Consider the following 23,382-nt stretch of genomic DNA (forward strand, 5'->3'; position numbering starts at 1 on the left):
AGATACCGCTCTCCCCTTGATAATCCCCATCTGACCACCTCCTCTAATCCCCCCTCTTAGTGTAAGAGGGAGTTAGGGGGTGACACGATCAATGCTTCACAAACTCCCACAGTCGTGCCGGCGTAATCGGTGTCTCCGTCTCTCCCCGACACGACAACCAGCAGACATTACATGGATTCGGTTTTTCGACCTTTGCCGGATCATACTCGCTCCAATGCATCATGACCGGCATTTCAGAGCAACGTTTGATGTAACCATCTGGCGTCATCTGGATAAAATTGAGCCCCGCACGACAATCCTCAACAAAACCACTTTTGAAATATTGCGGAATTCTTTTCAAGTAATATTCGGAGGTCAGGATATGCCCCTGCTTCCCTTTCAGCACTAATACTTCATCGATGACTGATTGGAGCTTCGTCAACCGGCTCTCTTGAACAGAGTGCTCCGGTCGATCATTCTTGAGCGAGCTGTAGGAACTGAACGAGATCTTGGCCCCCCATTCGGCTGCCTGTCTTGCCAAAGGGATAATATGATCGATGTTCCGATCCATAATCACCGTATTAAAGGCGATGTTATCAAACCCCTGAGAGGTCAACCGTGGAATCAGATCCTGAAAATGCCGCGTCAGCCCCGGCAGGTGACGTTCTTCGTCATGGGTTTCATCGATATAGTTTCTTGAAATCGATAGCTGATCAACCCCATGCTCCCAAAGCTCCTTGTATTTTTCCTCGGTCAGTAAACCACCGTGGGTAATTAGCGTCAGATAGGTGCAATACGGTCTCACCTGGTCGATGATATCAATAAGATCTTTTCGAAGTAGCGGCTCTCCTCCATTCAGAGAAAGGACAATCGGACGAAATTTCTTCATCACTTCAGTGTAGTCTTTCAGTTGCGGATAATCCTTGATCTCCCAACAGGGGCAGAAGTCACACTGGGCATTGCAGAGCTTCGTCACTTCGAGATTGATCAACCGTGGCCAACCGGTCGCCTTGATCCTGAGGTATTTGTAGATCCCCTCTAACTTCTTCGCAGTTGTTAATTGGCGTGAAAGCATCGCAAACCCCTCTAATATCTTCTTGTTTTCTTTACAAGGCGTTTATCGATGCTTATAACCGCTTATGCCGATGAAAATTCTGAGACCTCTCCTTTTTTTAATCGCCTTGCTGTTGGCAGGAATCATCATCCATCAACTAGGACCGTCAAAAATCTGGAATAATATGAAACTAGCCGGTTGGGGAATGTCGCTGGTCTTCCTGATGGGATTTCCGCGCTTTCTTCTCTACACCCTTGGTTGGCAGGTTTTTTTGCCACGAGGTGTTTACAGCCTCAAACGTCTCTATCAAATCAAGATCGCCGGAGAACTGATTACCCGATCGACACCGGCGCACTTCGTCGGGGGGGACACGGCACGGGTCCTCCTGATGGGCAAAAACATTCCACGGAAGATCCAGACCGGCTCGGTCATCATTGACCGAACTGTCATGACCCTCGGGGCTGCGGTCATGGTCCTGCTCGGACTTTTCATCGGTTCGTTTCGTCTCCCCCTCCCCTGGCTTCCGAAGCTCGCCCTTTGGGTGCTGGTCGGGCTCCTCTTTTGGGGGCTCTCTTTCATCATGGCCCATCAGAAGAAATCAGCCTTTGTCTCATTCATTAAACTCCTGGAAAAAATCGGTATCGGACGGTGGTTCCCAACCACATGGAAGACAAAGGCTGCTGAGGTCGATGAGGTGATCCGCGGATACTATGAAGAGGGGCATGGGAAATTGTTACAAGGGGTCGGTTTTAATGTCTTAAGCCGTCTTCTCGGTGCGATGGAACTCTATCTGATTTTAATTTTTCTGAAGATCCCGTTGGGCCCCTTTGAGGCAATTATCCTTTCCTCCCTCGCCCTACTCATGACCGTTGCCTTTTTCTTCTTCCCGGGAAATCTTGGGGTTAATGAAGGGGCCTTCGGTCTACTCTTTCACTTTCTGGGACTCGATCCGGCTGTGGGGGTTTCTGTGGAACTTTTAAGAAAAGTGAACTCGATCCTTTGGGTGTTCACGGGCGGTCTCGTCGCATTAACCTTTAAAAAGAAAATCGCAAAAGGCTAAGCTCCGGGAATCCATCCCTGACTCAATCCTATCCTGCCGTTAATGAATGAAGATAACTTACGAGGCTTCGTTTTGGATAAAACTCTTCTGCAAAGTCGTCTATCGTGTAGAAAACACCAAAATCAAGTGCGCGGTTTTCGGCAAGAAACTCTGTCGCTGGAACTGTCCTGATTGAGACAGAGGCTATTGCTTCTGGATCAGGATAGCCGAACATTCTTCTGAAATAATCATGAACCCCAACAACTCTTGGAGAATCAGTGAAGTCAAGATCAAAAATAACGCGCCCGTCCCTTAATACCACGTGAGCACTCCATCCTGATGTCGCATTTCGTGGGCACAGTGGTCTCAATAGAGCCTTTTTTTGTGACGCATTTCCTCTAGCCATGATAAAAACAACCTCAGCACCACTGATATCCATCCCCCGTTCCTCAGCAGCTTTTAAAAAATTAATAATGTTAGTGCTGCAATTCCCCCTTTCGTAACTTTTAAAAAAAATCTCCCTGAAAATAGCCACCAATTTTCTTAGATTAATAATCCTCGTCCAATCTGGAGGAAATGCAGGAAATCTCGGAGAAAAGGGCGGGGGTGCTAAACTTGGGGAATGTGGTTGCAAAACTTCTGAGACAACTGTCTCAGCTACTTCGGCAACAACTCGCCGTAAAAAGCCGCTATTTGGGGGAGGTATCTTCATCCTGAATCTCTATTAATGTTATCGACAGATTTTCTATAAAGTTGTTAAATAATTAGGTAATTTCCAACCGTTGCTTTTTTAGATACATCACATTAACTATCAGGAAAAGAATGGCAAAGAGAGCAACATGACAGAGAATTGCACAAAACTCCTCAAGGAATGGGCGATCGTCTGCGAGGCACTCGGGAACGGAAAACAGATCTTTATCGCTCGAAAGGGGGGGATCGCCGAGGAGCAAGGGGAGTTTATTGTCGAAAACCGTGAGTTTCTCCTCTTCCCAACCTACCTGCATCAGAATCGGGAGAGTCTGATTCCGAGCGTCCTCCTCGATTTTGAACTCAGTCTCGACTCGGAGCCAAAGGATGGGAAACTGCATCTCAAATATTTCGCGCGGGTTGTCGATGAGATCAAGATCACTCACCCATCACTCTTCAATAAATTGAAGGGGCAACATATCTGGGATGAATCACTCCTGCAGAGCCGCTTCGAATGGGGGTCGGAAAAGGCGCTCACCATCGTCGTTCTCCGTGTTTACGAACTACCGGAGGAAATTAGGATCCCGATGAAACAGAGCTATGGAGGCTGCAAATCGTGGGTGACACTCGAAAAACCGATCCCTCTCCCGGGAGGTCTGAAGGCAGCACTTTCTGATGCTGAGTTTTTTATAAAGAGGGATCAACTCCTTAAATCAATGTAGGGCTACAAAAAAGTCGTAGTTTTCTGTGGACACACAGGAGAAAAAATAGCGTAAGGAGAAACCATGGGGGGAGGGATTATTCCAAGGACAGCCTGGCAAGCACTTCCTCCAAAACCAACTCTTCATGAACAGGAATATGAGGTTCCCCTGACCGAGGTTCTTGATTACATCGTGATTCATAAGACCAATCTGCGCAGAAACCTTCCACCTCTCGATTTGCAAAGACGTTCTCAAAATTCCTTAAGATACCCGTGGGACGATATTCCCTATCATTATTATATTACGTGGGATGGAAAGATCTACGAAGGACGCGAAATGAAATATGTGGGAGGTCATGCCGGAAGATCCTATGAATCCGTCAAAGAAAAAGGGGCCGGAAATCCTGACCATATCACAAAAGATCCCGACTATGGATCGATCGGGGTCGCACTGGCTGGAATGATTCATGATGATATTCCTCGGGACTACGCCTCATGGGCACAGATCGAAAGCCTGAAATGGCTCATCGGTTATCTTCGGAATGAATATCCGAGAATAACCCGCGATCGTGTCATCCTGCACAGGGAGGTTGACAAGAAGATCACACGGAAAAGAAAACTAACCCCCTACCCGGATGTCCAGGGCCGGACAAACTGTCCAGGCAATGGAATATCGAAACAGATGGAAGGTCTGTAATTACTGCCCGGCAAACGTGAAATCAGCAGTCGCTGTCGCACCGGCAGTGACAGTCACCTGCGCCGTCTGCATCCCGTACTTCTCATGCCAGGCCTCGACGGTGTAGGTCCCTGCCGGAACATTTGACAAGGTAAAATCACCGGCATCACCCGTCACCGCAACAAAGGGGTTCTCATTCGCAATCACATACCCCGTCATCCAGGGATGGACATCACACTTCATCTTGTAAACCCCGGCTCCCAAGTCCTTCTCGATATCCTTCGCCCCCTTCATCTGGGCCTGGTTAAAACAGGTCTTGGTCTCCTGGTAACAATGTACGTTATGCAGGACAGGATCACTATTCTTGACGAGAAGTTTCTGCCCCGGAGCCATCACAGTCACTCGGGGTCGATACATGCAATTGTTCTGATCGACAGTGACTGAAGGGGTTGCCGCTGCGGCTGCCCCAGCGACGACCCCTTTGATTCGAACCGCCACATTTTTCAGAGTGCCATTCGCATTCACGAGCACCGTCTCATCCTTCATCTGGGTCTTCGCACAGAACGGATCGGCCTGTCTCTTCAAGGCCGCCACCGGCGGAGGGGTCCCATTAAACTTTACAGCACCCTTGATCGTCCCTGCCTGGGCAAAAAGTGAACCCGATAGCAAAAGGGTTGCCAAGACAAACATCAGTGATTTTACGTGAGTTTTTTTCATATAATTTCCTTCCTTATATATTGATGCGTTGCACTACAAATAATTCGAACCAATTGTCAAGAAAAGTAAAGCGCCCTAATCCTTAACGAGTTTGGAAATCTCTCTCTCCGCCCTCCGCAATTCCTCAGCGGTATCAACCTCCCACCAAGGGCCCAGTCCGCTTGCATCGAACACGGATGGGGCCTCACCCCACTCGATCAGCGTCGCAAGGATCTGTTCGACATTGACGTTATGTCCCCAGCGGGAAAGAGTCGCTTGCGCCGCATGCTTATAGGTCTTTAGAGACTCACGAGAACAGACAGTCATCCCAATATACCCCCCATCGTAAGTCACCATCTTCTTGTTAATTGACGTCAGATCTCCTGTCGTATCGAGACGGATCTTCATGTCATCATCCCCGAGCGGCCGATCAAAATCACAGGCAGCGACCACCCCCTCCTTCTTCTCCAAAAATCCCCGAAAAAGACGACGTGGATAGATGTGATCGACATTGGCGAGCAAAAAACCGTCATCAAGGTAAGGAAATGATGTCAGTAAAGTCAAAATACTCCCCACTCTGAATTGGCGATTATGAAGAAGTCGATAGCTCCTGTGGCGTCCTTTAAGGGCTGCCTCTACGAGATGAAAACCATATCCCCCGACAACAATCACCTCATCGAACGCCGCCTCATCACAGAGATCCAGAATCCGATAAAAAAGAGGTTGGTCCAGAAAAGGAACAACCGCTTTTGGTATTTGACGCGTTAATGTTCCCAGCCGACCTCCACGGCCGGCAGCTAAAATAACTGCTTTCATAAATAAGACTTAAGTTCCGAAAGAGACCGGATCACACGCACTTTTGGAAAATGATCCCGAAATTCTTTTTCGGAAAAGATTCCGGTCTTCGCAATGAAATCAATGGAGCACTCCTCTGCCCGTTCGGCATCTTTCAAGGAATCTCCCACGAAGAGAATGGACTGCGGTGTAACAGATAAAACCTTCTGAACATGACGAAAGTGATCGCGTCCTTTTGAAAAATTGGGCCTCCATCCAAGCACAAGATCTAATCGAACCTTTTTTTTCTTCAAAAACTCCTCAACAAGCTCTTGATAATTACTCGAAGAGACGACGACCTTGATTTTTTTGGACTGCAAATAACCAATTGTCTCACCGACATCCTCGCAAAATTCCTTTTCGAGATAGCTCGCCTTTTTTATCGATTCGAAACGCTGACAGGCGAGGGGATTACGGCAATCGCCTGGGAAAATAATCTCCAACTGCTCACGAAAGGGAATACCTGAGGTCTTGACATACGCCTCACTCCCCTGTGAAACAGGTAATTGATAAATGTCTCTCATGACCTCTGCCGCCAGAACAATGAAGCTATCCATCGAATCGACCAAGGTCCCATCAAAGTCAAAAACACAAACTGTCTTCTTATGATTTGGCATCTGTCCCTTCCGCAAGTTCAAAGGCAGGTTTCTTCTTGAGACTCAGATAGAGTGTCAGAAGCGAGGCGACCGATGTGCCAACGGCAGCCAGGTAAGGAATCGATTCAGAATATCCAAGCAGGGCAAGCATCATAAAGATGAAGGTAAAGGCATCTTTTTTCACCAGATATCTGCCGTAATGAATGAAATGTGAGAAAAAGCCACTCTCCTCCTTCACCGCCCCATTGACGACATCCTTTTCAAACGTAACAAGACTCCCCGAACGGCTATTTTTCTTAAGATAAATCAACATCAGACAGAGAAACAACACCGAAGAGGCGAGAGAGAGTGTGCCAATGATCAGGACCGACGGATCTCCAAGATGTCGATAGAGCCCCCATGTCAAACCGATCAAAAAGACAAAATAGGTCATGCAATCACTGATCGTATCGAGCCACTGCCCGAACTGACTCGCCGTCCCGTTGAGTTTAGCAACCTCACCATCGACCCCATCAAGCACCGAGGCCAACTGGAAAAAAATGGCGCCCCACAAAATCCCTGCGGTGGACCCGAGGCTCGCAAGAACCCCGGACAGGATTCCAACCAGCATATTAAAATAGGTGATGGTATTGGGACGAACACCCCTTCGAGACAGGAGCAGGCTGATCGGAAGGGAAATCCGTTTGTTTAGGTGGCGCGCAACAATCCCTGTAGTTTTAGTGAGTATTTCCGAGCACTTAGCAACTTCAGCCTGAGTGGGCGATAACCATTTGAGATGTTTGTAAATCATGGTTTCCGACTCCCGTCTCCAACCATTTCCGCGTCCACCCCCGCAGCGCGGGGGTACCCGGACTTGGTCATAAACCGGCGCACCTTAGACCTATTAGGGATTCAAATTCAAGAGATAATCCCGAATAACTTCAGCTTGCTTCTTACTATTCCCTCCGAGAATATCTTGCGGTGCCGCACTATCATCCGGGAGGAAACCGGGCATCACGACCCCCGGGGTAAACCTCTGAGGATCCTTGAGCCACTCCGGAATAAATTCAGGTCGGATCCTCTCACGCACCAGCGCGAGGTCGGGACCCCATTGAGTCGGAGATCCGGGAGGCGGCGTATTGTTCCGTGCATGGCAGGAGTAACAACTAAAATAAGAAGGCGAAATCAGGTTTTCCGCCGCGACCCTGTCCTCCACCGACATTGACGGAGGATGAGTCGGAGAATAAAAATCAGATCGCACACCACTCAATCCTGAAAAATATTGAAGAACCCGATTCGTGTTCTGATCATCGAAACCAAATGTTGGCATCCTCACATCGACCCACGGCCGAATCTTCTTGAAAGAAGGGTCCTTCAAAAACTTGAACATAAATTCCGGACGGACCCGTGCGCCGATCCCATCCAGGATCGGAGGAAATGCAGATCCCTCGGCGAGATGTTGCTGAATCAGTCCCCCCTCTCCCTCAATCACATGACATCCACGACAGTTGAGTCGTTCGACAAGACGCCTTCCCTCATCAATCGCTTGCTGTTCAGGACGGCGATAGGTCATCAAATAGCGAGGCGGGACTTTTTCATTTTTCAAACCCTTTAGAAAGAGAACCAGGGCATCGATCTCATCATCCTTCAGACGGAAATTGGGCATCTTGGAGCTGGTTTTTTCATTGAGATACATGCGAGGATTTTTGAGCTTGCCTTTGAGCCAATCCTCCCAGTTTCTTGGCACCTCAGTATCGCCAAAATCAAGGAGGGATACCTCTTTCTTTCCAAAATCAGTCAGCTCCACAGAGAGTCGGGAGGCCTTTTCAAAACCATTAATAGCATGACACCCATAACAACCAAATTGAGAAACGAGCAGGAATCCCTCCTTCGCCTCTTCAGGGTCGTCATAGGGGCTAGCGTCGCCCCCTCCACCGGCAGAGCCGGATGGAGCCTCCCCCTCAACGGCCCTTCGGGCCTGGTTTTCTTTGGTAAGAAAAGCGGTAATGTTGGCCGCCTCTTGAGAAGTCAAACGAAGATCGGGCATCCTGGCATCCGGATTGTAAGTCTTCGGATCCTGGATCCAGTTATAAATCCAATCAGCTGTTGTCTTCTCCATGATCCGATCGAGTGCTGGTGCCAGAGCACTTCCCTGACCTTTCAGGGTATGACACCCAATGCAGCCAACCGTCTCAAAAAGCCTCTTCCCTTCCTGAGAACTCCCTCCGGGATACTGACCAAATGGAAACGAGTAAGCAGAGGATGATTGCAAGAGATAGGCGGCAATCTTTTCTGTCTGGCCGGGCGCATCGATATCAACAGGGGGGGTCGGCATGTTGGTCTCGGGAAGGTATTCCTCAGGATGTTTAATCCAGCGAATAAGCCATTCGGGATCGACCTTGCTCCGAACCTTGAGGAGAGAGGGAGCTATCTTTTGGGCCTCTTCAAAACCCTTGACGGCGTGACAACCGGTACACCCAAGATCCCAAAAGAGTTTTTTCCCCTTCAAATAAACAGGGGCAAAATTCAACTGCCATTGATCCTGATGACATTTATTGCAACTTGACTGGAGGGCATCTCCCCTGAGCAGATGTTCGGGCCAATGATGCTCAAACCCATGAACGAAATCCCCCTCCTCCATCGGCTCGCCTTTTATTTGGGTCGCCCGTCCCTGCCCCTGATGGCATGTGGTACAACCAAATTCTGAAATGGGATGAGCACCAAAAATCTCGCTTCGATGCGGATGGGTTTTAAAGGGATTTTTCTCGTTTTCGAATCCGTCGCGGTTCATGGAAACATGACACGATTCACAGCGATCGACAGCCCCCCAGCTGATTACCCCCCCCTTGCCAAGGTCATCGATTACCACCTGCTGAATCTCCAAGCCCCTTGACCGTATCGCCTTCTTTTTCTTTTCGAGTTTATCAAAAGGTTCCAGGTAAACCTTTTCTTTGTCTTTCCATTTCTTTAATTCCTGCTCATAACGTGTGACGACCGATTGAACCTCAGCAACCCAACTCTCCAATTCTTTTACCTTCTGATCATACTCGCGAATCTTCGCCTCCAACTCGGTATACTCTTGTTTGAAATGGGCCGCCTCCTGCTCTTTCTTGTGCTCAAGGGCATGCTTCCATTCGTAAAAGACCTCGTCCTGATCCGCCTTCGCAAATCCATAGCGTTGTTTCCCATCTGAAAGACGGTTCTTTCTCTCTTGGAGTTCGTCCTTGGTTTTTAGAAGCTCCGGACTCTCCATATTGACTTCAGCCTGTTCGATCTTCAATCGAATCTGACGAAGCGAAAGATCGTCCTCTCTCTCAGCAGTCATCGGGAGCTGATCACGACGTTTATCTTCAATCTCCCAAGCCTCTTTTGTCTTGGCATACTCTTCCTCAACCCTCTTAAGCTCCAAGGTGTTAAATTCGCGCTGATACCTTTTCCAGCTCCTTCGATCGATCATCTCACTGTAAAAGGCCCAGACAGAAACAGCGAAAAAGAGAGAACCCAGGACAAAGAGCCATTTGGAGTAGGATTTGAGTTCGATGGGATCGGTTTCTTTGGCCATAAATTATCGGGAAATATTTGCCCTAGATGTTAATCCCCACCCACGGAAGCACGCAGATATATTTAATATTCAATGTCCACCGCAAAACCATTTTGATCGGGAGGGCCATCATCGTCAGGAAAAGAAAGGCAACAATTCCATAACGGACGGGACCCAGTTTTTGAAGCGTCTCATTTGTCTTGACCTTCATCAGATAAAAAACAGCCCCCAGAGAGTAGTAACCGCCAATGAGACTCAATCCAAACAAGGCAGCCACCACCTGATTTCTTAGAAAATCAAGACCGAAGGTCTGGGCAAGCCACATGTTGAGATCGACATTGGTCAACGCAACAACCTTATGAGGATCCCACGCCTCCCATGGGGCAAAAAAGTTCCACCCCGGTCCTCTCAGAAAAACCCCGACGACAATCAGGGCAATCCAGAGGATCAGAAACCCAAAACAGTACATGCCGACGGCAAACGGTCTTTCACGGAAGGTATAATAACCAGACCCTTTCGAATTGATATCGATATAAGGAATCACCATGAGACCAACGATAATCAAGGAAGGCAACAGAACCCCCGCAATCCACGGATCAAAGTAGACCAGCATCTCCTGCAGTCCGAGAAAATACCACGGCGCCTTCGAGGGATTCGGGGTCTTGGTCGGGTTAGCCGGTTCCTCCAGGGGGGCATCAATGGCAATAGACCAAATGGTTAAGAAAATAAGGACGAGGAGACCGACAATAAACTCCACACGAACAAGAAAAGGCCAGGTATGAATCTTGTCGGGATTCAATGAAGAGGGGGGAATGATTTGTTCTTCTGACTTATGTGGTTCTACCATTAGAGTGGCCCCGAAATGCCCCCGTCTTTTCGAACACGCCAAAAATGCACAATCATCAATATCGCTGCGGCAATTGGAATAAAGATACAATGCAAGACATAGAACCGAAGCAGCGTCGGCGCCCCAACCACAGTCCCTGCTGTCAAAAGCGACCGAGCATCATAACGCGGGGTCACAAGACCGGTGAGTTCCTGCATCTGTGCCGCAAATGGCCCCTCATGTCCCAGGAGCGGGGTCGCACGAGCCATGTTGGTTCCAACAGTAACGGCCCAAATTGAAAGCTGATCCCAAGGAAGCAGATAGCCGGTAAAGGAGAGAAGGAAGGTCAAGACAAGCAGCAAGACACCGACGACCCAGTTAAATTCCCGAGGTGGTTTGTAAGACCCTGTCATGAAGACGCGAAACATATGGAGCATGACCAAAATGACCATCAGATGGGCCGCCCATCGATGCATGTTTCTCATGATCATCCCAAACGGGACATCGAACTGCAGATACTTCATGTCGACATAGGCATATTCAGCAACAGGTCGATAATAAAACATCAGGATGACACCGGTAACCACGGTTACGAGGAAAAAAAGGAAGGTGAGCCCACCGGCGCACCAGGTATAAGAGATCTTGATTCCATGCCGTCTCATTTTCGAAGGATGGAGGTGGAGGAAGACGTTCGATGCGGTCATCAAGACACGATTTCGTGGTGTGTCTTTGTACCCGTGACGAAAGATCGATTTCCAGACGTAGGAATCGACGACCGTCTTTCGGATTTCTTCATACTTCGCTTTGAGTTGAATCAAATTCATAAAACGATAAACGACTCCGGGTCCTCCCATTGCCCCTTCTCATACAGATATTTCTTGCTTTTATCGATGATGAGATTTCCCTCCTCATCCATACGAATCGCAAGCCGCTCCAGAGGGCGAGGAGCCGGTCCCTCGAAATTAACACCATCTTTAGTAAAACCACTTCCATGGCAGGGACATTTGAACTTGCCCTCCAGAGGGAGCCAACGGGGCGTACAACCGAGATGGGTGCAGATCGCCTGGATCGCGTAGATCTTCCCCGCCTCACGGATAATCCAGACCCGTTGCTCTTCCTTGAATTTCTCACTCACCTCTCCCTCCACAAAATCCTCTATCTTCCCTGCCTTGAAAACAGGAGAGGGTTCGAAAAGAACTCGTGGATAGAGAAGTCTCAAAAAACCGAGGAGCCCCAAACCGATCGCGGAGAGAAACGCCCCCCATCCGGCAAACCCAAAGAAATCTCGACGTGTCCAGAGATTCCTCTCGACCGGTTTTTCAACTAATTTCTCACTGCCTGGAATGTTCGTCTGCATTGTTTTTTTGAAAGTTTACAAGAACTTAATAAAATTGAAAGCGGTATTTAACAAGCTGCGTTAGGCTGTCAAGGGATTTACCCAACGAATTTCTTTATCTTTTTTGAACCAGGTTAACTGGCGTTTCGCATAGTGTCGCGTAGCGGTCTTGATCAGTTCAATCGCCAACTCGCGTTTCGTTTTTCCCGCAAGATAGATCGCCAGCTCCCTATAACCGATCAGCTTCAAACCGGGTGCCTCAGCCCCCCATTTCTTGAGTAAAACCTCTGTCTCTTCGATCCAACCTTTCTGAATCATCTCATCGATGCGTGTCTCAATACGGCGATTGAGTTCATCGCGGGGGAGGGTGAGGCCGAGTTTTACAAAATCTCCCCCTTCCCCCTCTTTGTCAAAGAGGGGGACCGAGGGGGGGATTTTCCAAAAACTCGAAATCGACCTCCCGGTCAGCTCATACACCTCCAACGCCCGGATGATCCGCTGACGGTTGTAACCATCCATCTTTTTTGCTGCGGTGGGATCAATCTTCTGGAGTCGCCTGTAGAGATGTTCAATCCCCTGCTCGCGAATCTCCCCCTCTAATCGAGCCCGAATCTCAGGATCGGCCGAAGGACCCTCAAAGATCCCCTCTTCAAGAACCTTGAGGTAGAGTCCCGTTCCACCGACGATAAAAACTTTTTTGCCCCTTTGTTGGATCTCGGTAATTGTTTGGAGGGCCTGCTTTCTAAAATCAGCAGCGCTGAATCGTTCCGAGGGATCGAGGATATCGATCAGATGAAAAGGAACGCCTCGTCGTTCTTCATCAGTTGGTTTTGCCGTCCCGATGTCGAGACCTCGATAGATTTGTCCGGAATCGGCGCTGATGATCTCCGCATTCTCTTTAAGGGCCAGGTCAATGGCGTAAGCGGTCTTGCCGACAGCGGTGGGGCCGCAAATGATAGTGACTATACCCTTCTTCGAAACCATCTCTCAATCTCTTCAAAGGAGATCTCCACTTTTACGGGCCGGCCATGAGGGCAGCTGTAGGAAAAATTGGTTTGAGTCATCTCTTGAAGAAGCGCCTCGATCTCCTCCTGATGAAGTCGATCACCAGCGCGAATCTGACGATGACAGGCGATCGTCTCTAAAACCTCATGGATCCTCTCTTGCAGGGGAGTCAACTTTCCATACGATTTTAACTCTTCGATCAAATCCTGAATGAGGGTAACAGAGTCCTCTCCCATCAAAAGAGTCGGAATCGCCCGTAAGGCAAAACTATTCGGACCGAATGAATCAACCTCGAGGCCAAATCTTTTTAGCTCATCGAGATACAGTCGTAAGATCTCGGCATCGGACGGTTTGAGTTCGAACGTTTCCGGCAACAGAAGGATTTGTTTTGAAACCTCTCCCGCCTCAAACTCTTTTTTAAGCTTTTCAAAGCCAATACGCTCATGCGCCGCATGCTGATCAATCAGAATCAGTTTGTCTGGTGTCTCGCAAAGGAGATAGGTCGCGTGAACTTGGCCGATGATTTTATAGGAGCCAGCAAGAGGTGTTTCGGAAATTTCCGAGAACTTGTCTGAGACCCACCTTTGAACCGAGTGATTTTCCGCCGGGAAGCCCTGGACCAGAGGAAAATCAATCGACGGTGTTGGGCGAGTTTCGCAGGAAATTGGAGAAGCGCCTCTTGCTGGCTCTGTGATCTTATCCCCTCGTAAAACTCTTCTCACCCCCTCCCTGACAAGATCATGCACCAAACTCCCCTGCGCAAATCGAACCTCTGATTTTGTCGGATGAACATTGACATCGACGACGTCCGGCTTGACCGACAGATAAAGAAAAACCCATGGATACCGATGTTTCATCATGAGATTTTCATAACCGCTCATCACCGCATGCTGGAGTGTCCGATCCCGAACAAACCGATTATTCACAAAGAAAAAAAGGCTCTTCGCCAAAGCCGAGGTGACGTTGTGATCTGAAACAAAACCGGTCAACTCCATGGCACGCCCAGAACAGGAAATAGGCCTTAAAGAGGCCTCTATCTCCGGACCCAAGAGATCCCGGATACGTTCCCTGAGATTTTTTCGAGGCGGCGTTCGGATCTCCTCTCGAACCTGACCTGTCGCCAGATGATGGGTCAGGATAAAACCGATTTCCGGGGACGAGAGGGCGACCGCCTCGAGCCAATTCGCGATATGAGAAAATTCTGTCTCGCGCCCCTTCAGGAATTTTAGTCGTGCCGGGGTGTTAAAAAAGAGATTCCGAACCTCGACGGTTGTCCCGCGATCCCGTGCAAAGGCCCCTTGATGTTTGGTCTTTCCCCCTTCTATCTGAATCCGTATCCCTTCATTAGATCCATCATTTGTCTCAATCGACATCCAGGAAACCGCTGCGACCGAGGGAAGCGCCTCTCCTCTAAATCCCAAGGTTTGGATGTTAAAGAGGTCCTGATAGTTTTGAATCTTGCTTGTCGCATGTCTTTCAAGAGCGAGCAAAAGCTCCTCGGAATTCATCCCACAACCATCATCTATAATACGGATGAACTGCCGCCCCCCCTCCCCCACCTCGATCCGGATATTCCTCGCACCGGCGTCGATCGCATTCTCAACAAGCTCCTTCACGACAGAGGCGGGCCGTTCGATCACCTCACCGGCAGCAATCTTAGAGATCAGATCTTCGGGAAGTTTCTTGATGCGGCATGACATTCTGGGGGGAGCTAACACGGCCGTAAATCTATTGGAAACATTTTTGTTTTCGGTCCGATGAACCTCAAAATCGATGACTTCAATAGCTCCTGTCACACCAGAATCTGCTTTGAGACAAATTTTTGAACCTCTCTTCCCTGCGGGGTGTAATGTACGGTCAAGAAGTATAAAGACCGGTCTTTTTCTGGTCGCAGGCACTGTGGTAGCCTTCACGGGAGTTTTTGAAAATGTTGATTCCATCATCAATATCCCCCTCAAGTTTATCAATTTTTTCAAGACAGGACGACTTGATGAATGGAGCGATCGTCGCTTCAGTGAGCGCTGTCAGAATGATTCGGAATATGCGGGTCTCTACGGATATCGGGATCCGATCCGGAACATCCTTCAGGTCGGTCTTATTGCCGGTGGAGTCTACCAGCACTTTCTTAATAATCGCAAATATGTGAAGGGAAAGGGACTAATCCCGCTGAGGGCCAGCATTGGCTGGACGGCACTTTCTCTCATGATGAATTTAGTGGTACGGATGATAGCTGACGGAGCTGGAAATGCGATGCTTCGACCGACATCCGGGAACACTTCCCCATGGAACCCTCGGAATTATCGTCTCGAAGATTTTTGCACAAATCTGTTCGTCTCTACCTGGAGTCTCGCGATCTTTTTCAATCCATTTTTCGCGATTGGGACACAGATCGCCGTCAATACAACAGAACACTGCTATAAAAAAATCACGAAGGGGCCTCTTCCCTTCTTTGCGTTAGAGAAACTCCCTGATGATTTTATTAAACCGACCCTCGGTCGAGCGCTCTTTAGCGGATCAACTCTGGGTTATCTGGGGCTTCTCATATTCTTCACTGGAGCTGCCAGCGGAATTGGTACCTGCATGATTCGGAGCTCTCAAGAATACGAAGACCGGTCCTACTATAAATGGGAATTTATACGATCTTATTGGTCCATGATGCCGAGTCGTCTTCTCTTAATCGGCTGGATGTTGGCCTCACGAGGTCCGATGTCGATCTATTTTTATAATCTCCCCTCGCTCCTCCTGACAATCTACCCCTTTTCAACACCCAACAGCACAAAGGAGGCAGGGTCTCAAAAATATCGGGAGCTTGTACAAGATTACATTTATGCCTCGTCACCAGAAAAAAAGGCGAGAAATAAGCAGCGCCTCATGGCGAAGGAAAAGGAGATTCTCGATGGGGCACGACGTATCGGATTCCGTCATCAGACTCACCCCTTCGTAAAACAATGGGATGAGGTCCAAAAAATCAAATATAGATATTCAATCGAAGAAAAGGATACGCCGCACTTTGATCAACTCCTCCCTGTTTAGAGAATATTGGATAAAACATTTTAAATTTATACAGTTATAAGTGACATTATACATATTGTCACATATTGCCAACAGTTGTGGATAACTTTAATATCTATTTTTGCCTAATATTTAAGCAATTAGGATCATCTTATTGTGTTTGAAGAGGAAAAAGGGTAGGAACGAATTGTTTCAACAAGGTTTCCAACAATTTTTGTGGAAAAAGGAGAACCAACATGATCGACGCCTTCATCATCGATGCGGTCCGCACACCTCGAGGAAAACGAAATGGAAGTTTAGCCTACACCCACCCGATCGATCTAGCAGCGACTCCACTTAAGGCATTGATCGAGAGAAACAAGATCGATCCTCATCAGATCGACGAGGTTATTTACGGATGTGTGAGCCAGCGTGGAGAACAGGATAATGTCATCGCACGTGAGGCGGTCCTCGCCGCTGGCCTCCCAGAAGAGGTCGCTGCCTACACAGTGAATCGTTTTTGCGGCTCCGGACTTACCGCCGTCAACGCCGCCACCCATGCCTGCATGTCAGGCCAGGAAGATCTGATCATTGCAGGGGGGGTCGAACACATGACGCGCGTCCCGATGGCGATTGACTTCAACATGAATATCAGAAACTCCGAACTGGAAAAGCGCTATCCAGACCTCCCCAATCAAGGAATCTCCGCAGAAATGATCGCTGATCGCTATGACTTCAACAGGCGATCATTGGATGAATTCTCCGCTGAGTCACAACGACGTGCTGCGCAAGCCTGGGAAGAGAACCGGTTCAAAAAAAGCATCGTCCCTGTCAAGGCCAAGACACAAGACGGTCAGGAATTTGTCTTTGGGAAAGACGAACATATGCGACCAACAACCACCGTTGACACCTTGGCTAATCTGAAACCTTCCTTCAAGCCGGATGGGAAGATCCATGCCGGAAATTCCTCAGGTATTGTGGATGGCGCCGCAGCAATTCTGATCACCTCAAAGAAAGGTCTGGAGAAATCAGGCCTCAAACCAAGGGGACGAATTGTTGCTACCGCTCAAATTGGCGATGATCCGGTCTACATGCTTTTGGGAGTCATTCCTTGTACCCGAAGGCTTTTGAAGAAAGCAGGTCTCACACTCAAACAGATTGACCTCTACGAGGTCAACGAGGCGTTCGCCCCTGTACCGATGGCATGGTTACATGATCTTAAAGGAGATGGGGCGAGTTGGGAAAAACTCAATGTTAACGGTGGAGCGATCGCCTTAGGACACCCGATCGGAGCGACAGGGGCGATGCTCGTCGGAACAGTGCTCGATGAGCTTGAGCGAACCAATAAACGTTATGGACTCGTAACACTCTGCACCGGGTTTGGAATGGCGGTCGCTACGATTATTGAGAGGTTGTGAGCGTTGGCACGGAACTTGCCCCTCTTTAAATAAAAAAGTAAAAAAGCATTACCCCACCCCACCGAGAGAGGAGTAGAATTCGGGATCAAAACAAGGAGGTGGTTTATGGGACAGATCCAAAAGGAAATCTCTGTAACAGCAGAGAACAAGCCAGGGACCCTGGCAAAGGCAGCCGGTTGTTTGAAGGAAGAAGGGGTCTCGATCCAAGCGGCCTGCGCCTGGGGGGAAGGAGGGAAGGCCACATTCATGTTTCTGACAGATAACAACACCAAGGCGATGGAGGCGCTTCGAAAGGGAGGGTATTCGGCGACAGAAGAGGAAGTCGTCACATCCGTCTTGGCAAATCGTATCGGTTCCTTCGCAGAGGCAACCCACAAGATGGGACAGGCGGGAATCGATATCAATTATTGCTACGTCAGCGCCAGCGGTCCTAATGCACTCGCCGTTTTTGCCACAAACAACAACCAAAAGGCAAAAGGACTCCTTCCTTAAGAAACAACAAAAGGTGCCTCCCCTCCTCCATCGGGAGAGGGAAGGCACCTCAAGGTTGTTTCATTCCCTTATTTCTTTTTCTCTGAAGTCGATCTCAACCGTCGAATCCTGGACAACCCAATCAAGGCAAGGATGAATCCCCAAAGGATCCGGTCATCCAGTTTGCCATCCGCTGAACTCAACATATAACAACCACCACAGGAGCCCAGATCGGCACCTCGGTTGGCACCGGATCCAGCGGTTTCATCCTCTTTCCCGACCGCTCCACCGTCCTCACCCTGAATTCCACCGAGGTAACCATTTCCGACAATCGCAAAATCGGTCAAATGGCTCACGGACAAAGTAGTACCGACGCTACAATCGACCGCACAATTGGTATTTGTCTTGTAACTTCCTGTCGCCGGATCCCAGTAACTGCATTGGACATCATCTTCGGTAAGACCCATATTCGTCAGCTGGCTGCTGTTACACGGAATCTTGATAGTGGCATTGGTATTCAATTGCTGTATCGCGTTCCGTGTCGAGCTTCCGTTACTGTCCACAACCGTTTCATAACAATTGATGAAGTGCCCGTAAAAGTTAGCGGGCACCTTATTATGCGTAAAGGGCGGGACCACAGGACCCATCGAACAGGTCACAGCCTCTCCCGTATCTCCCAGGCAACCTTGGTCACATTTGAATTCCGCTCCATCTGAAAGTGTAATCAACATCTGCTCTGTCGCCGCATCAGTAATCGTCACACTCCGTGCCTCCGGAAGGGTGGTCACAAAATCAACCGGGACCTCGCAGGAAGCACCCTCAGGAGAACAGGTGCACTCTGTTGCACTGGAGACATAGAGGGCATTGCCGACGATATTGTAAGCCACGACAAACCACTTATCATCTGAAGAGCAGGAGCAAGTGGCGTTCCCGTTTTCATCTGTCGTCACCTCAAACGATCCACCAGCAGGTGAGAAACAGTCAACCGTCGCCACCGCATATGGATTAGAGGCGTCTGTTTCCAAGGCGTTGAGTACTCCCTTCAATGGCGGCGCCGTCTTAACAGCACCTGACTTAAGCGCCAATCCGGAGAGATCCGACGAGGCAATCTCGCCATTACTGACCACGATATTAATTTGCCCATCCGGTTGTTCATATTGGAGGATACATGGATTGACCGAACCCATCACCGCCTGAACAGTGCACTCCTGCGGATTGTTACGTCCCTCTCTCATCCCGTACGGAATATAGGCATTACCGTAATAAGTAATCCCTTCCGACCCTGTGGGACATCCTACCTTGACGGTGACCTCCCCATTGCCGTCGGTCTCTCCCCACCCACAACCATAGTAATATTGATACGAGTTGGCCCCTTCCTGAGAGGCCGAATAAGGACAAACCTCAACCCAAACATTCGGCCTGCCACTCGAATCGAGATCCAGGACACTGACAGCAATAGAACAGGTATTGAGAAGGGTCAAATTATGGGTCACACCACCGGAGGCAGGAACAGTAACTGCATTGGTCGTTGTCCCAGCTGAACCTGACGTAAAACCACTGCCCGAATCGACCCAATACCCTAACTGCCAGGCTCCTTCAGAAACATCACAACAGTAGCCGGTCGATGTCGCCTCGCATGTCTTATAGTTATTTCCTTTTGTCGCATAGACGGAGATATAAGAGATGTTAGTCATTTCCACCGGATTCCCTTCTCCATCTACATAACTTCCACAAATGGCATCATTAATTATTGGAGCGATACTGATCGAACAAGAACTTGAACTCCCTGAGCATGTACAAGTCGTTTCATCCGCCGTTGTATAGCTTGAATCCCAAAACCATGTCCTGCAGGTAAACTCACGATCCTTCTCCACATCCAGAGTTCCTGTTCCTGAAGTCATTTGTCCCCAGACACCGTAATAATACTCCCCTGCCCTAAACGTCTTCGGTCGACACTCGAGACTTCCATTCAGAGAAATCGTCTCATTCAGCGCATTCACAACATTGAGGTTGAGTGCACAGTCACAGGAAGGAACCGTAAAATTAACAGTTTGTGCTGAGGAAGTCGCTGTGACTGACTGTTGTCCTTCATTCGTATACCCACAAAAAGTCGAGGAGGGGTCGTTCCAGGTATTCGGACTCGCCGTGCAACTGTAGGTCCTCCCCTCAACTGCATTACCAGAAAAACAACCGCTGCTGTCTGTTTGCCTCCAAAGATAGTCACTTTGACTTGTTGATCCATTATAACTCCAACAGTTCACATAGGCATTAACCCCCCGTCCACTTGAGTCGGTCACGCACCCATTGATCCGACCGGTCTTCTTTTCCATGATAAGACTGACGGTGGTCAAACCACCTGCTTGTGCCACCACTTCTTCACAGGTCTGTGCCAGATCCTGTCGATCCCATGGTGGCCAGACACAGACAGAATAAGTTCCTGCCGGCACACGAACAGAAAAAGAACCGTCTGAAGCGGTAGAGGCCGAGGCGTAAACCTGCGAGGAAGAAGCGGAACCGCTTGTCGCTTCATAATTTTTGATGACAAGGGCCCCCGTCGAGCTGCCGGTCTGACTCGTTACATCATGGGCATTGAGACTCGCCCAAACACCGGGAATATAGTTCGCCCCGTCGGAAACAGATCCGGCAACCGTCGCATCATTTTTAAGAAATGTCAGCGTCACATTGGCAACTGTCCCAGCAGCATCGGCGCTGGAAAAGGAAACCTTTCCTTGGGGATATCCTGAAACCTCGCTGTTCTGGTAATTGTTGGGATAGGCAGAAATCTGATGGGTGCCATTTCCGACCGTAAGTTCATAATATCCGCCACTTGTTGGGGTTGATGTTGAGGAATAGCTCCAATCACCCCCCTGTTTATAAGAAGAAACAGTCATGCCTGATGTAAAAGTGCTCCCTCCTGCCTTGAGGGTCACCCGAATCTTTTTGTCCGGCAGTTCGTATCTTAATGTAATATCTCTGCTCGTATCGGAATCACTGAGTGTGACGGTGGTGTTCGGACTTCCTTTATATTCATCGCAAGGCCATTTGTTACAGTAAGAAGAGCAATAGAATGACCCCGCCCCCACTTTGATCGTGTAACAACCATCGGAATCAGCGGTAGAATCACTGCCGTAGATGTAGGTACCCGAACCCTGGGAATTACAAGAAACCGTAATGTCTCGGCTGACAAGATTATCACCGGCATAAACACAGGCGTGGACTGTTTTGTTCTTCAAACTAAAATCTAAGTTCAGTGAGACTGAGGTATCACTGGCACCAATGGTTACTGACTTTGAAGGATATCCCCCATAAGGGCAGTCTGAACCCCACGTGCTCCAACGACAATAGGCACTACAGGTATAGGTACCTGCCAACGCCGGAACTTCACAAACACCATTAGTACAATTATCAATCCAGCTTGACGAATAACTCCCCCCACTCTCATAACAAGAGACAGAAACACCGGTCGTTGCTTGCCCCCCTGCGGTCACGGTCATATTAATTTTTTTGCCTTTTGAACGGAGGGCGATATTTTTTGTAGCGGGTGTGGAGCAGTCAAAGGTCACATCACTATACAAGCTATTCGCGACATCGGTCTTTTCCCATTGGTAGGCGTAAATCTGACATCGATCCCAAGTTCTCCCCGAATAGGTCGAAGAGCAACAGTTATAAGAATCAGTTGCACCATCCAGCGTATACTTCCCATGACTATTGACTTGAGCCCAAGCACTGCACCCTGACCAGTTCGAACCTGAGCACCAAAGACTCACATAAGTGGTAGAACCTGTGTAAGCAGAGTCATTGAGCGTCACGTCACCTTCAAGAAAGTGGGTCGCATGAGCCAGAGGAATCAAACCAACAAGAAACAGGATAACAAATAGAATCCTTCTCATAGACACCTCACTTTTAAAGGTTCGCTGCTAACGAGGGAGAGGTTGCACAAATGGTGCCAATGGATTAATCTTAACAAATACTTGAAATTACTAAATAATTTTTAATCACCCCTCTGGTAAAAGGGTTTTTTTTTACCCTTTTTTCTAAAATTAACAGGAAACCCTTTTAAAAATAATCGGATACAAATCTCGAAGTTATGATGCTGATGGGTAGAAAATGACTTTATGGAAAAGTGATAAGTTAAACTGCCTTGGCAAGCAACAGATTCGTTTTCATCAACAATTTTAAATTTTCAAAAAAACCTTGTCAAAAGTGGGGGGGGGGGTACACAATTCAGACCTGTGCTGATACAGCGTTGCCACTCGCCGTTAATCAAACAATCCACACAACAAAACAAGGAGGACCTATGAAACATACCTTGATGGGGCTCACACTGGTTATGCTCCTTATCACAATCGCACACAACGCCTGGGCACCGCCGCCACGGGTACCATCAGAGAGTCAAAACATCTACTTCAAGACGGCAGATGTTAGACTTCTGTGTCATCTGGAGGATGGAACTGATAGATATAACTGTCTGGGAATAGAAGAAGGGGCACCCATTCCTACTATGCCGACATGCAACAACGGAGATACAGCACTCACTGAAGAGGATCATATGAAAGCCTGGAGGAAGACATCTGCTGGCCTTAGAAGAGTCAGGCTTTTTCCTCATATGGAGGGAATGTCTGTTGATGACTACGAAGAAGCGAACGTTCGCTTGATCACTGTCTGTGCTAGAACGAGTAGTATCTGGTAAAGCCGATCGCTCGCTCACAAAATTCATTTGCCCTCAAGACTGAATAATAAAAAAAGAACCCCCGGCTCTGTTAAGAACCGGGGGTTCAAATTAATCCCGGCAACGTCCTACTCTCCAGTACCTTTCTGGCACAGTACCATCGGCCCTGAGGGGCTTAACTGCCGTGTTCGGAATGGGAACGGGTGGGACCCCCTCGGCATGGTCACCGGAAACTTGATCGGATAACGATAAATCCTCGTCTACTTCGTTGGCCGTCTCGGTTGCTCCTCGACGTACGGAACAGTACGCCTGCGTCGCACCTCGACAGCCCGCCTCGTATCCGAGGTTTCTCGTTATCCTATATATTCATTTGCACAAAGAACAGTTGAGCATTCAAAAGACTATGACAGACGCCAATCGGCAATATGTCATAGAGACTGTCGGGAAAGGGACTGCAGGTTTTTATACCTGCAGCCCTTTACCGCAGTCGAAAAATAATTGGTCAAGCCTCTCGACCGATTAGTACAGCTCGGCTGAACGCCTTACAGCGCTTACACCTGCTGCCTATCAACCTCGTCGTCTACGAGGGGTCTTAGTCCCGTATTGCTACGAGACGGGAAATCGTATCTTGAGGCGAGTTTCCCGCTTAGATGCTTTCAGCGGTTATCTCATCCGGACATAGCTACCCAGCTGTGCCACTGGCGTGACAACTGGTCCACCAGAGGTCCGTCCGTCCCGGTCCTCTCGTACTAGGGACAGCTCCTCTCAAATTTCCTGCGCCCACGGAAGATAGGGACCGAACTGTCTCACGACGTTCTGAACCCAGCTCGCGTACCGCTTTAATGGGCGAACAGCCCAACCCTTGGGACCTACTTCAGCCCCAGG

General features: G+C 48.8%; 20 protein-coding genes and 2 rRNA genes. 7 read left to right on the top strand and 15 right to left on the bottom strand.

Annotated features, from left to right (window positions below; all coding sequences use genetic code 11):
* Positions 1-88: 88 nt before the first annotated feature.
* Entirely contained in the window at positions 89-1,054 is a 966-nt protein-coding gene (locus HYT76_08230; GenBank protein ID MBI2083543.1) for a radical SAM protein, read from the bottom strand.
* 64 nt (positions 1,055-1,118) lie between these two features.
* Here HYT76_08230 and HYT76_08235 point away from each other — a divergent pair, with 64 nt between their 5' ends.
* Positions 1,119-2,093 carry a flippase-like domain-containing protein gene (locus tag HYT76_08235; protein MBI2083544.1) on the top strand — a complete coding sequence of 325 codons (975 nt, stop codon included), beginning with the start codon at positions 1,119-1,121 and terminating at the stop codon, positions 2,091-2,093.
* Between the two features lie 28 nt (positions 2,094-2,121).
* Here HYT76_08235 and HYT76_08240 read toward each other — a convergent pair whose 3' ends face one another.
* Positions 2,122-2,784 (bottom strand): hypothetical protein, encoded by a 663-nt coding sequence (locus HYT76_08240; protein ID MBI2083545.1) that lies wholly within the window; start codon positions 2,782-2,784, stop codon positions 2,122-2,124.
* A 127-nt stretch (positions 2,785-2,911) separates the two neighbouring features.
* On the opposite strand from HYT76_08240, the gene HYT76_08245 reads away from it, so the two are divergent.
* On the top strand, positions 2,912-3,481 hold the full coding sequence (locus HYT76_08245) for a DUF1802 family protein (protein MBI2083546.1): 570 nt from the start codon (positions 2,912-2,914) through the stop codon (positions 3,479-3,481).
* 63 nt (positions 3,482-3,544) lie between these two features.
* A complete protein-coding gene (locus HYT76_08250) occupies positions 3,545-4,156 on the top strand; it encodes an N-acetylmuramoyl-L-alanine amidase (protein ID MBI2083547.1) in 612 nt (203 codons plus the stop codon).
* Here HYT76_08250 and HYT76_08255 read toward each other — a convergent pair whose 3' ends face one another.
* From HYT76_08255 to mutL, 10 genes are all read right to left on the bottom strand, one after another.
* Entirely contained in the window at positions 4,157-4,852 is a 696-nt protein-coding gene (locus HYT76_08255; protein ID MBI2083548.1) for a carboxypeptidase regulatory-like domain-containing protein, read from the bottom strand.
* Positions 4,853-4,927: 75 nt separating this feature from the next.
* Positions 4,928-5,647 carry an NTP transferase domain-containing protein gene (locus tag HYT76_08260; GenBank protein MBI2083549.1) on the bottom strand — a complete coding sequence of 240 codons (720 nt, stop codon included), beginning with the start codon at positions 5,645-5,647 and terminating at the stop codon, positions 4,928-4,930.
* Positions 5,644-6,282 carry an HAD family hydrolase gene (locus HYT76_08265; protein MBI2083550.1) on the bottom strand — a complete coding sequence of 213 codons (639 nt, stop codon included), beginning with the start codon at positions 6,280-6,282 and terminating at the stop codon, positions 5,644-5,646. The genes HYT76_08260 and HYT76_08265 overlap by 4 nt, the downstream gene beginning before the upstream one ends.
* Entirely contained in the window at positions 6,269-7,051 is a 783-nt protein-coding gene (locus HYT76_08270) for a CDP-alcohol phosphatidyltransferase family protein (GenBank protein ID MBI2083551.1), read from the bottom strand. The genes HYT76_08265 and HYT76_08270 overlap by 14 nt, the downstream gene beginning before the upstream one ends.
* Before the next feature lie 93 nt (positions 7,052-7,144).
* A complete protein-coding gene (locus HYT76_08275; protein ID MBI2083552.1) occupies positions 7,145-9,802 on the bottom strand; it encodes a c-type cytochrome in 2,658 nt (885 codons plus the stop codon).
* Positions 9,803-9,824: 22 nt separating this feature from the next.
* Complete coding sequence (locus tag HYT76_08280) at positions 9,825-10,628, bottom strand: cytochrome C (protein MBI2083553.1); 804 nt, start codon at positions 10,626-10,628, stop codon at positions 9,825-9,827.
* Entirely contained in the window at positions 10,628-11,461 is an 834-nt protein-coding gene (locus HYT76_08285; GenBank protein ID MBI2083554.1) for a cytochrome b N-terminal domain-containing protein, read from the bottom strand. Before HYT76_08285 ends, HYT76_08280 begins: the two co-directional genes overlap by 1 nt.
* Complete coding sequence (locus HYT76_08290; protein MBI2083555.1) at positions 11,428-11,964, bottom strand: ubiquinol-cytochrome c reductase iron-sulfur subunit; 537 nt, start codon at positions 11,962-11,964, stop codon at positions 11,428-11,430. Before HYT76_08290 ends, HYT76_08285 begins: the two co-directional genes overlap by 34 nt.
* A gap of 60 nt (positions 11,965-12,024) precedes the next feature.
* Positions 12,025-12,927, bottom strand: coding sequence for a tRNA (adenosine(37)-N6)-dimethylallyltransferase MiaA (gene miaA / locus HYT76_08295; GenBank protein MBI2083556.1), 903 nt, complete (start codon positions 12,925-12,927; stop codon positions 12,025-12,027).
* On the bottom strand, positions 12,906-14,648 hold the full coding sequence (mutL, locus tag HYT76_08300) for a DNA mismatch repair endonuclease MutL (GenBank protein ID MBI2083557.1): 1,743 nt from the start codon (positions 14,646-14,648) through the stop codon (positions 12,906-12,908). Before mutL ends, miaA begins: the two co-directional genes overlap by 22 nt.
* A gap of 109 nt (positions 14,649-14,757) precedes the next feature.
* Between mutL and HYT76_08305 the strand changes: the two genes are divergently transcribed.
* The 3 genes from HYT76_08305 to HYT76_08315 all read left to right on the top strand — a co-directional run bounded on the left by HYT76_08305 (position 14,758) and on the right by HYT76_08315 (position 17,849).
* Positions 14,758-15,981, top strand: coding sequence for a hypothetical protein (locus HYT76_08305; protein MBI2083558.1), 1,224 nt, complete (start codon positions 14,758-14,760; stop codon positions 15,979-15,981).
* Between the two features lie 215 nt (positions 15,982-16,196).
* Complete coding sequence (locus HYT76_08310; protein MBI2083559.1) at positions 16,197-17,357, top strand: acetyl-CoA C-acyltransferase; 1,161 nt, start codon at positions 16,197-16,199, stop codon at positions 17,355-17,357.
* A gap of 105 nt (positions 17,358-17,462) precedes the next feature.
* Complete coding sequence (locus HYT76_08315) at positions 17,463-17,849, top strand: hypothetical protein (protein ID MBI2083560.1); 387 nt, start codon at positions 17,463-17,465, stop codon at positions 17,847-17,849.
* A 68-nt stretch (positions 17,850-17,917) separates the two neighbouring features.
* Here HYT76_08315 and HYT76_08320 read toward each other — a convergent pair whose 3' ends face one another.
* Entirely contained in the window at positions 17,918-21,718 is a 3,801-nt protein-coding gene (locus tag HYT76_08320) for a hypothetical protein (protein ID MBI2083561.1), read from the bottom strand.
* Between the two features lie 407 nt (positions 21,719-22,125).
* Between HYT76_08320 and HYT76_08325 the strand changes: the two genes are divergently transcribed.
* Entirely contained in the window at positions 22,126-22,518 is a 393-nt protein-coding gene (locus tag HYT76_08325; GenBank protein ID MBI2083562.1) for a hypothetical protein, read from the top strand.
* A gap of 94 nt (positions 22,519-22,612) precedes the next feature.
* Here the strand turns inward: HYT76_08325 and rrf are convergent.
* Together rrf and HYT76_08335 are read right to left on the bottom strand one after the other, a co-directional pair.
* Positions 22,613-22,728 (bottom strand): 5S ribosomal RNA (rrf, locus tag HYT76_08330).
* 259 nt (positions 22,729-22,987) lie between these two features.
* Positions 22,988-23,382: ribosomal RNA gene (locus HYT76_08335) — 23S ribosomal RNA — on the bottom strand; the annotation flags it as partial.

This window comes from Deltaproteobacteria bacterium (genome assembly GCA_016180845.1).
Lineage (GTDB): Bacteria > UBA10199 > UBA10199 > JACPAL01 > JACPAL01 > JACPAK01.

Coding starts and splice junctions, on each gene's coding strand:
- HYT76_08230 (MBI2083543.1), bottom strand. CDS start 1,054: ATGCTTTCACGCCAATTAACAACTGCGAAGAAGTTAGAGGGGATCTAC.
- HYT76_08235 (MBI2083544.1), top strand. CDS start 1,119: ATGCCGATGAAAATTCTGAGACCTCTCCTTTTTTTAATCGCCTTGCTG.
- HYT76_08240 (MBI2083545.1), bottom strand. CDS start 2,784: ATGAAGATACCTCCCCCAAATAGCGGCTTTTTACGGCGAGTTGTTGCC.
- HYT76_08245 (MBI2083546.1), top strand. CDS start 2,912: ATGACAGAGAATTGCACAAAACTCCTCAAGGAATGGGCGATCGTCTGC.
- HYT76_08250 (MBI2083547.1), top strand. CDS start 3,545: ATGGGGGGAGGGATTATTCCAAGGACAGCCTGGCAAGCACTTCCTCCA.
- HYT76_08255 (MBI2083548.1), bottom strand. CDS start 4,852: ATGAAAAAAACTCACGTAAAATCACTGATGTTTGTCTTGGCAACCCTT.
- HYT76_08260 (MBI2083549.1), bottom strand. CDS start 5,647: ATGAAAGCAGTTATTTTAGCTGCCGGCCGTGGAGGTCGGCTGGGAACA.
- HYT76_08265 (MBI2083550.1), bottom strand. CDS start 6,282: ATGCCAAATCATAAGAAGACAGTTTGTGTTTTTGACTTTGATGGGACC.
- HYT76_08270 (MBI2083551.1), bottom strand. CDS start 7,051: ATGATTTACAAACATCTCAAATGGTTATCGCCCACTCAGGCTGAAGTT.
- HYT76_08275 (MBI2083552.1), bottom strand. CDS start 9,802: ATGGCCAAAGAAACCGATCCCATCGAACTCAAATCCTACTCCAAATGG.
- HYT76_08280 (MBI2083553.1), bottom strand. CDS start 10,628: ATGGTAGAACCACATAAGTCAGAAGAACAAATCATTCCCCCCTCTTCA.
- HYT76_08285 (MBI2083554.1), bottom strand. CDS start 11,461: ATGGGAGGACCCGGAGTCGTTTATCGTTTTATGAATTTGATTCAACTC.
- HYT76_08290 (MBI2083555.1), bottom strand. CDS start 11,964: ATGCAGACGAACATTCCAGGCAGTGAGAAATTAGTTGAAAAACCGGTC.
- miaA (MBI2083556.1), bottom strand. CDS start 12,927: ATGGTTTCGAAGAAGGGTATAGTCACTATCATTTGCGGCCCCACCGCT.
- mutL (MBI2083557.1), bottom strand. CDS start 14,648: ATGTCATGCCGCATCAAGAAACTTCCCGAAGATCTGATCTCTAAGATT.
- HYT76_08310 (MBI2083559.1), top strand. CDS start 16,197: ATGATCGACGCCTTCATCATCGATGCGGTCCGCACACCTCGAGGAAAA.
- HYT76_08315 (MBI2083560.1), top strand. CDS start 17,463: ATGGGACAGATCCAAAAGGAAATCTCTGTAACAGCAGAGAACAAGCCA.
- HYT76_08320 (MBI2083561.1), bottom strand. CDS start 21,718: ATGAGAAGGATTCTATTTGTTATCCTGTTTCTTGTTGGTTTGATTCCT.
- HYT76_08325 (MBI2083562.1), top strand. CDS start 22,126: ATGAAACATACCTTGATGGGGCTCACACTGGTTATGCTCCTTATCACA.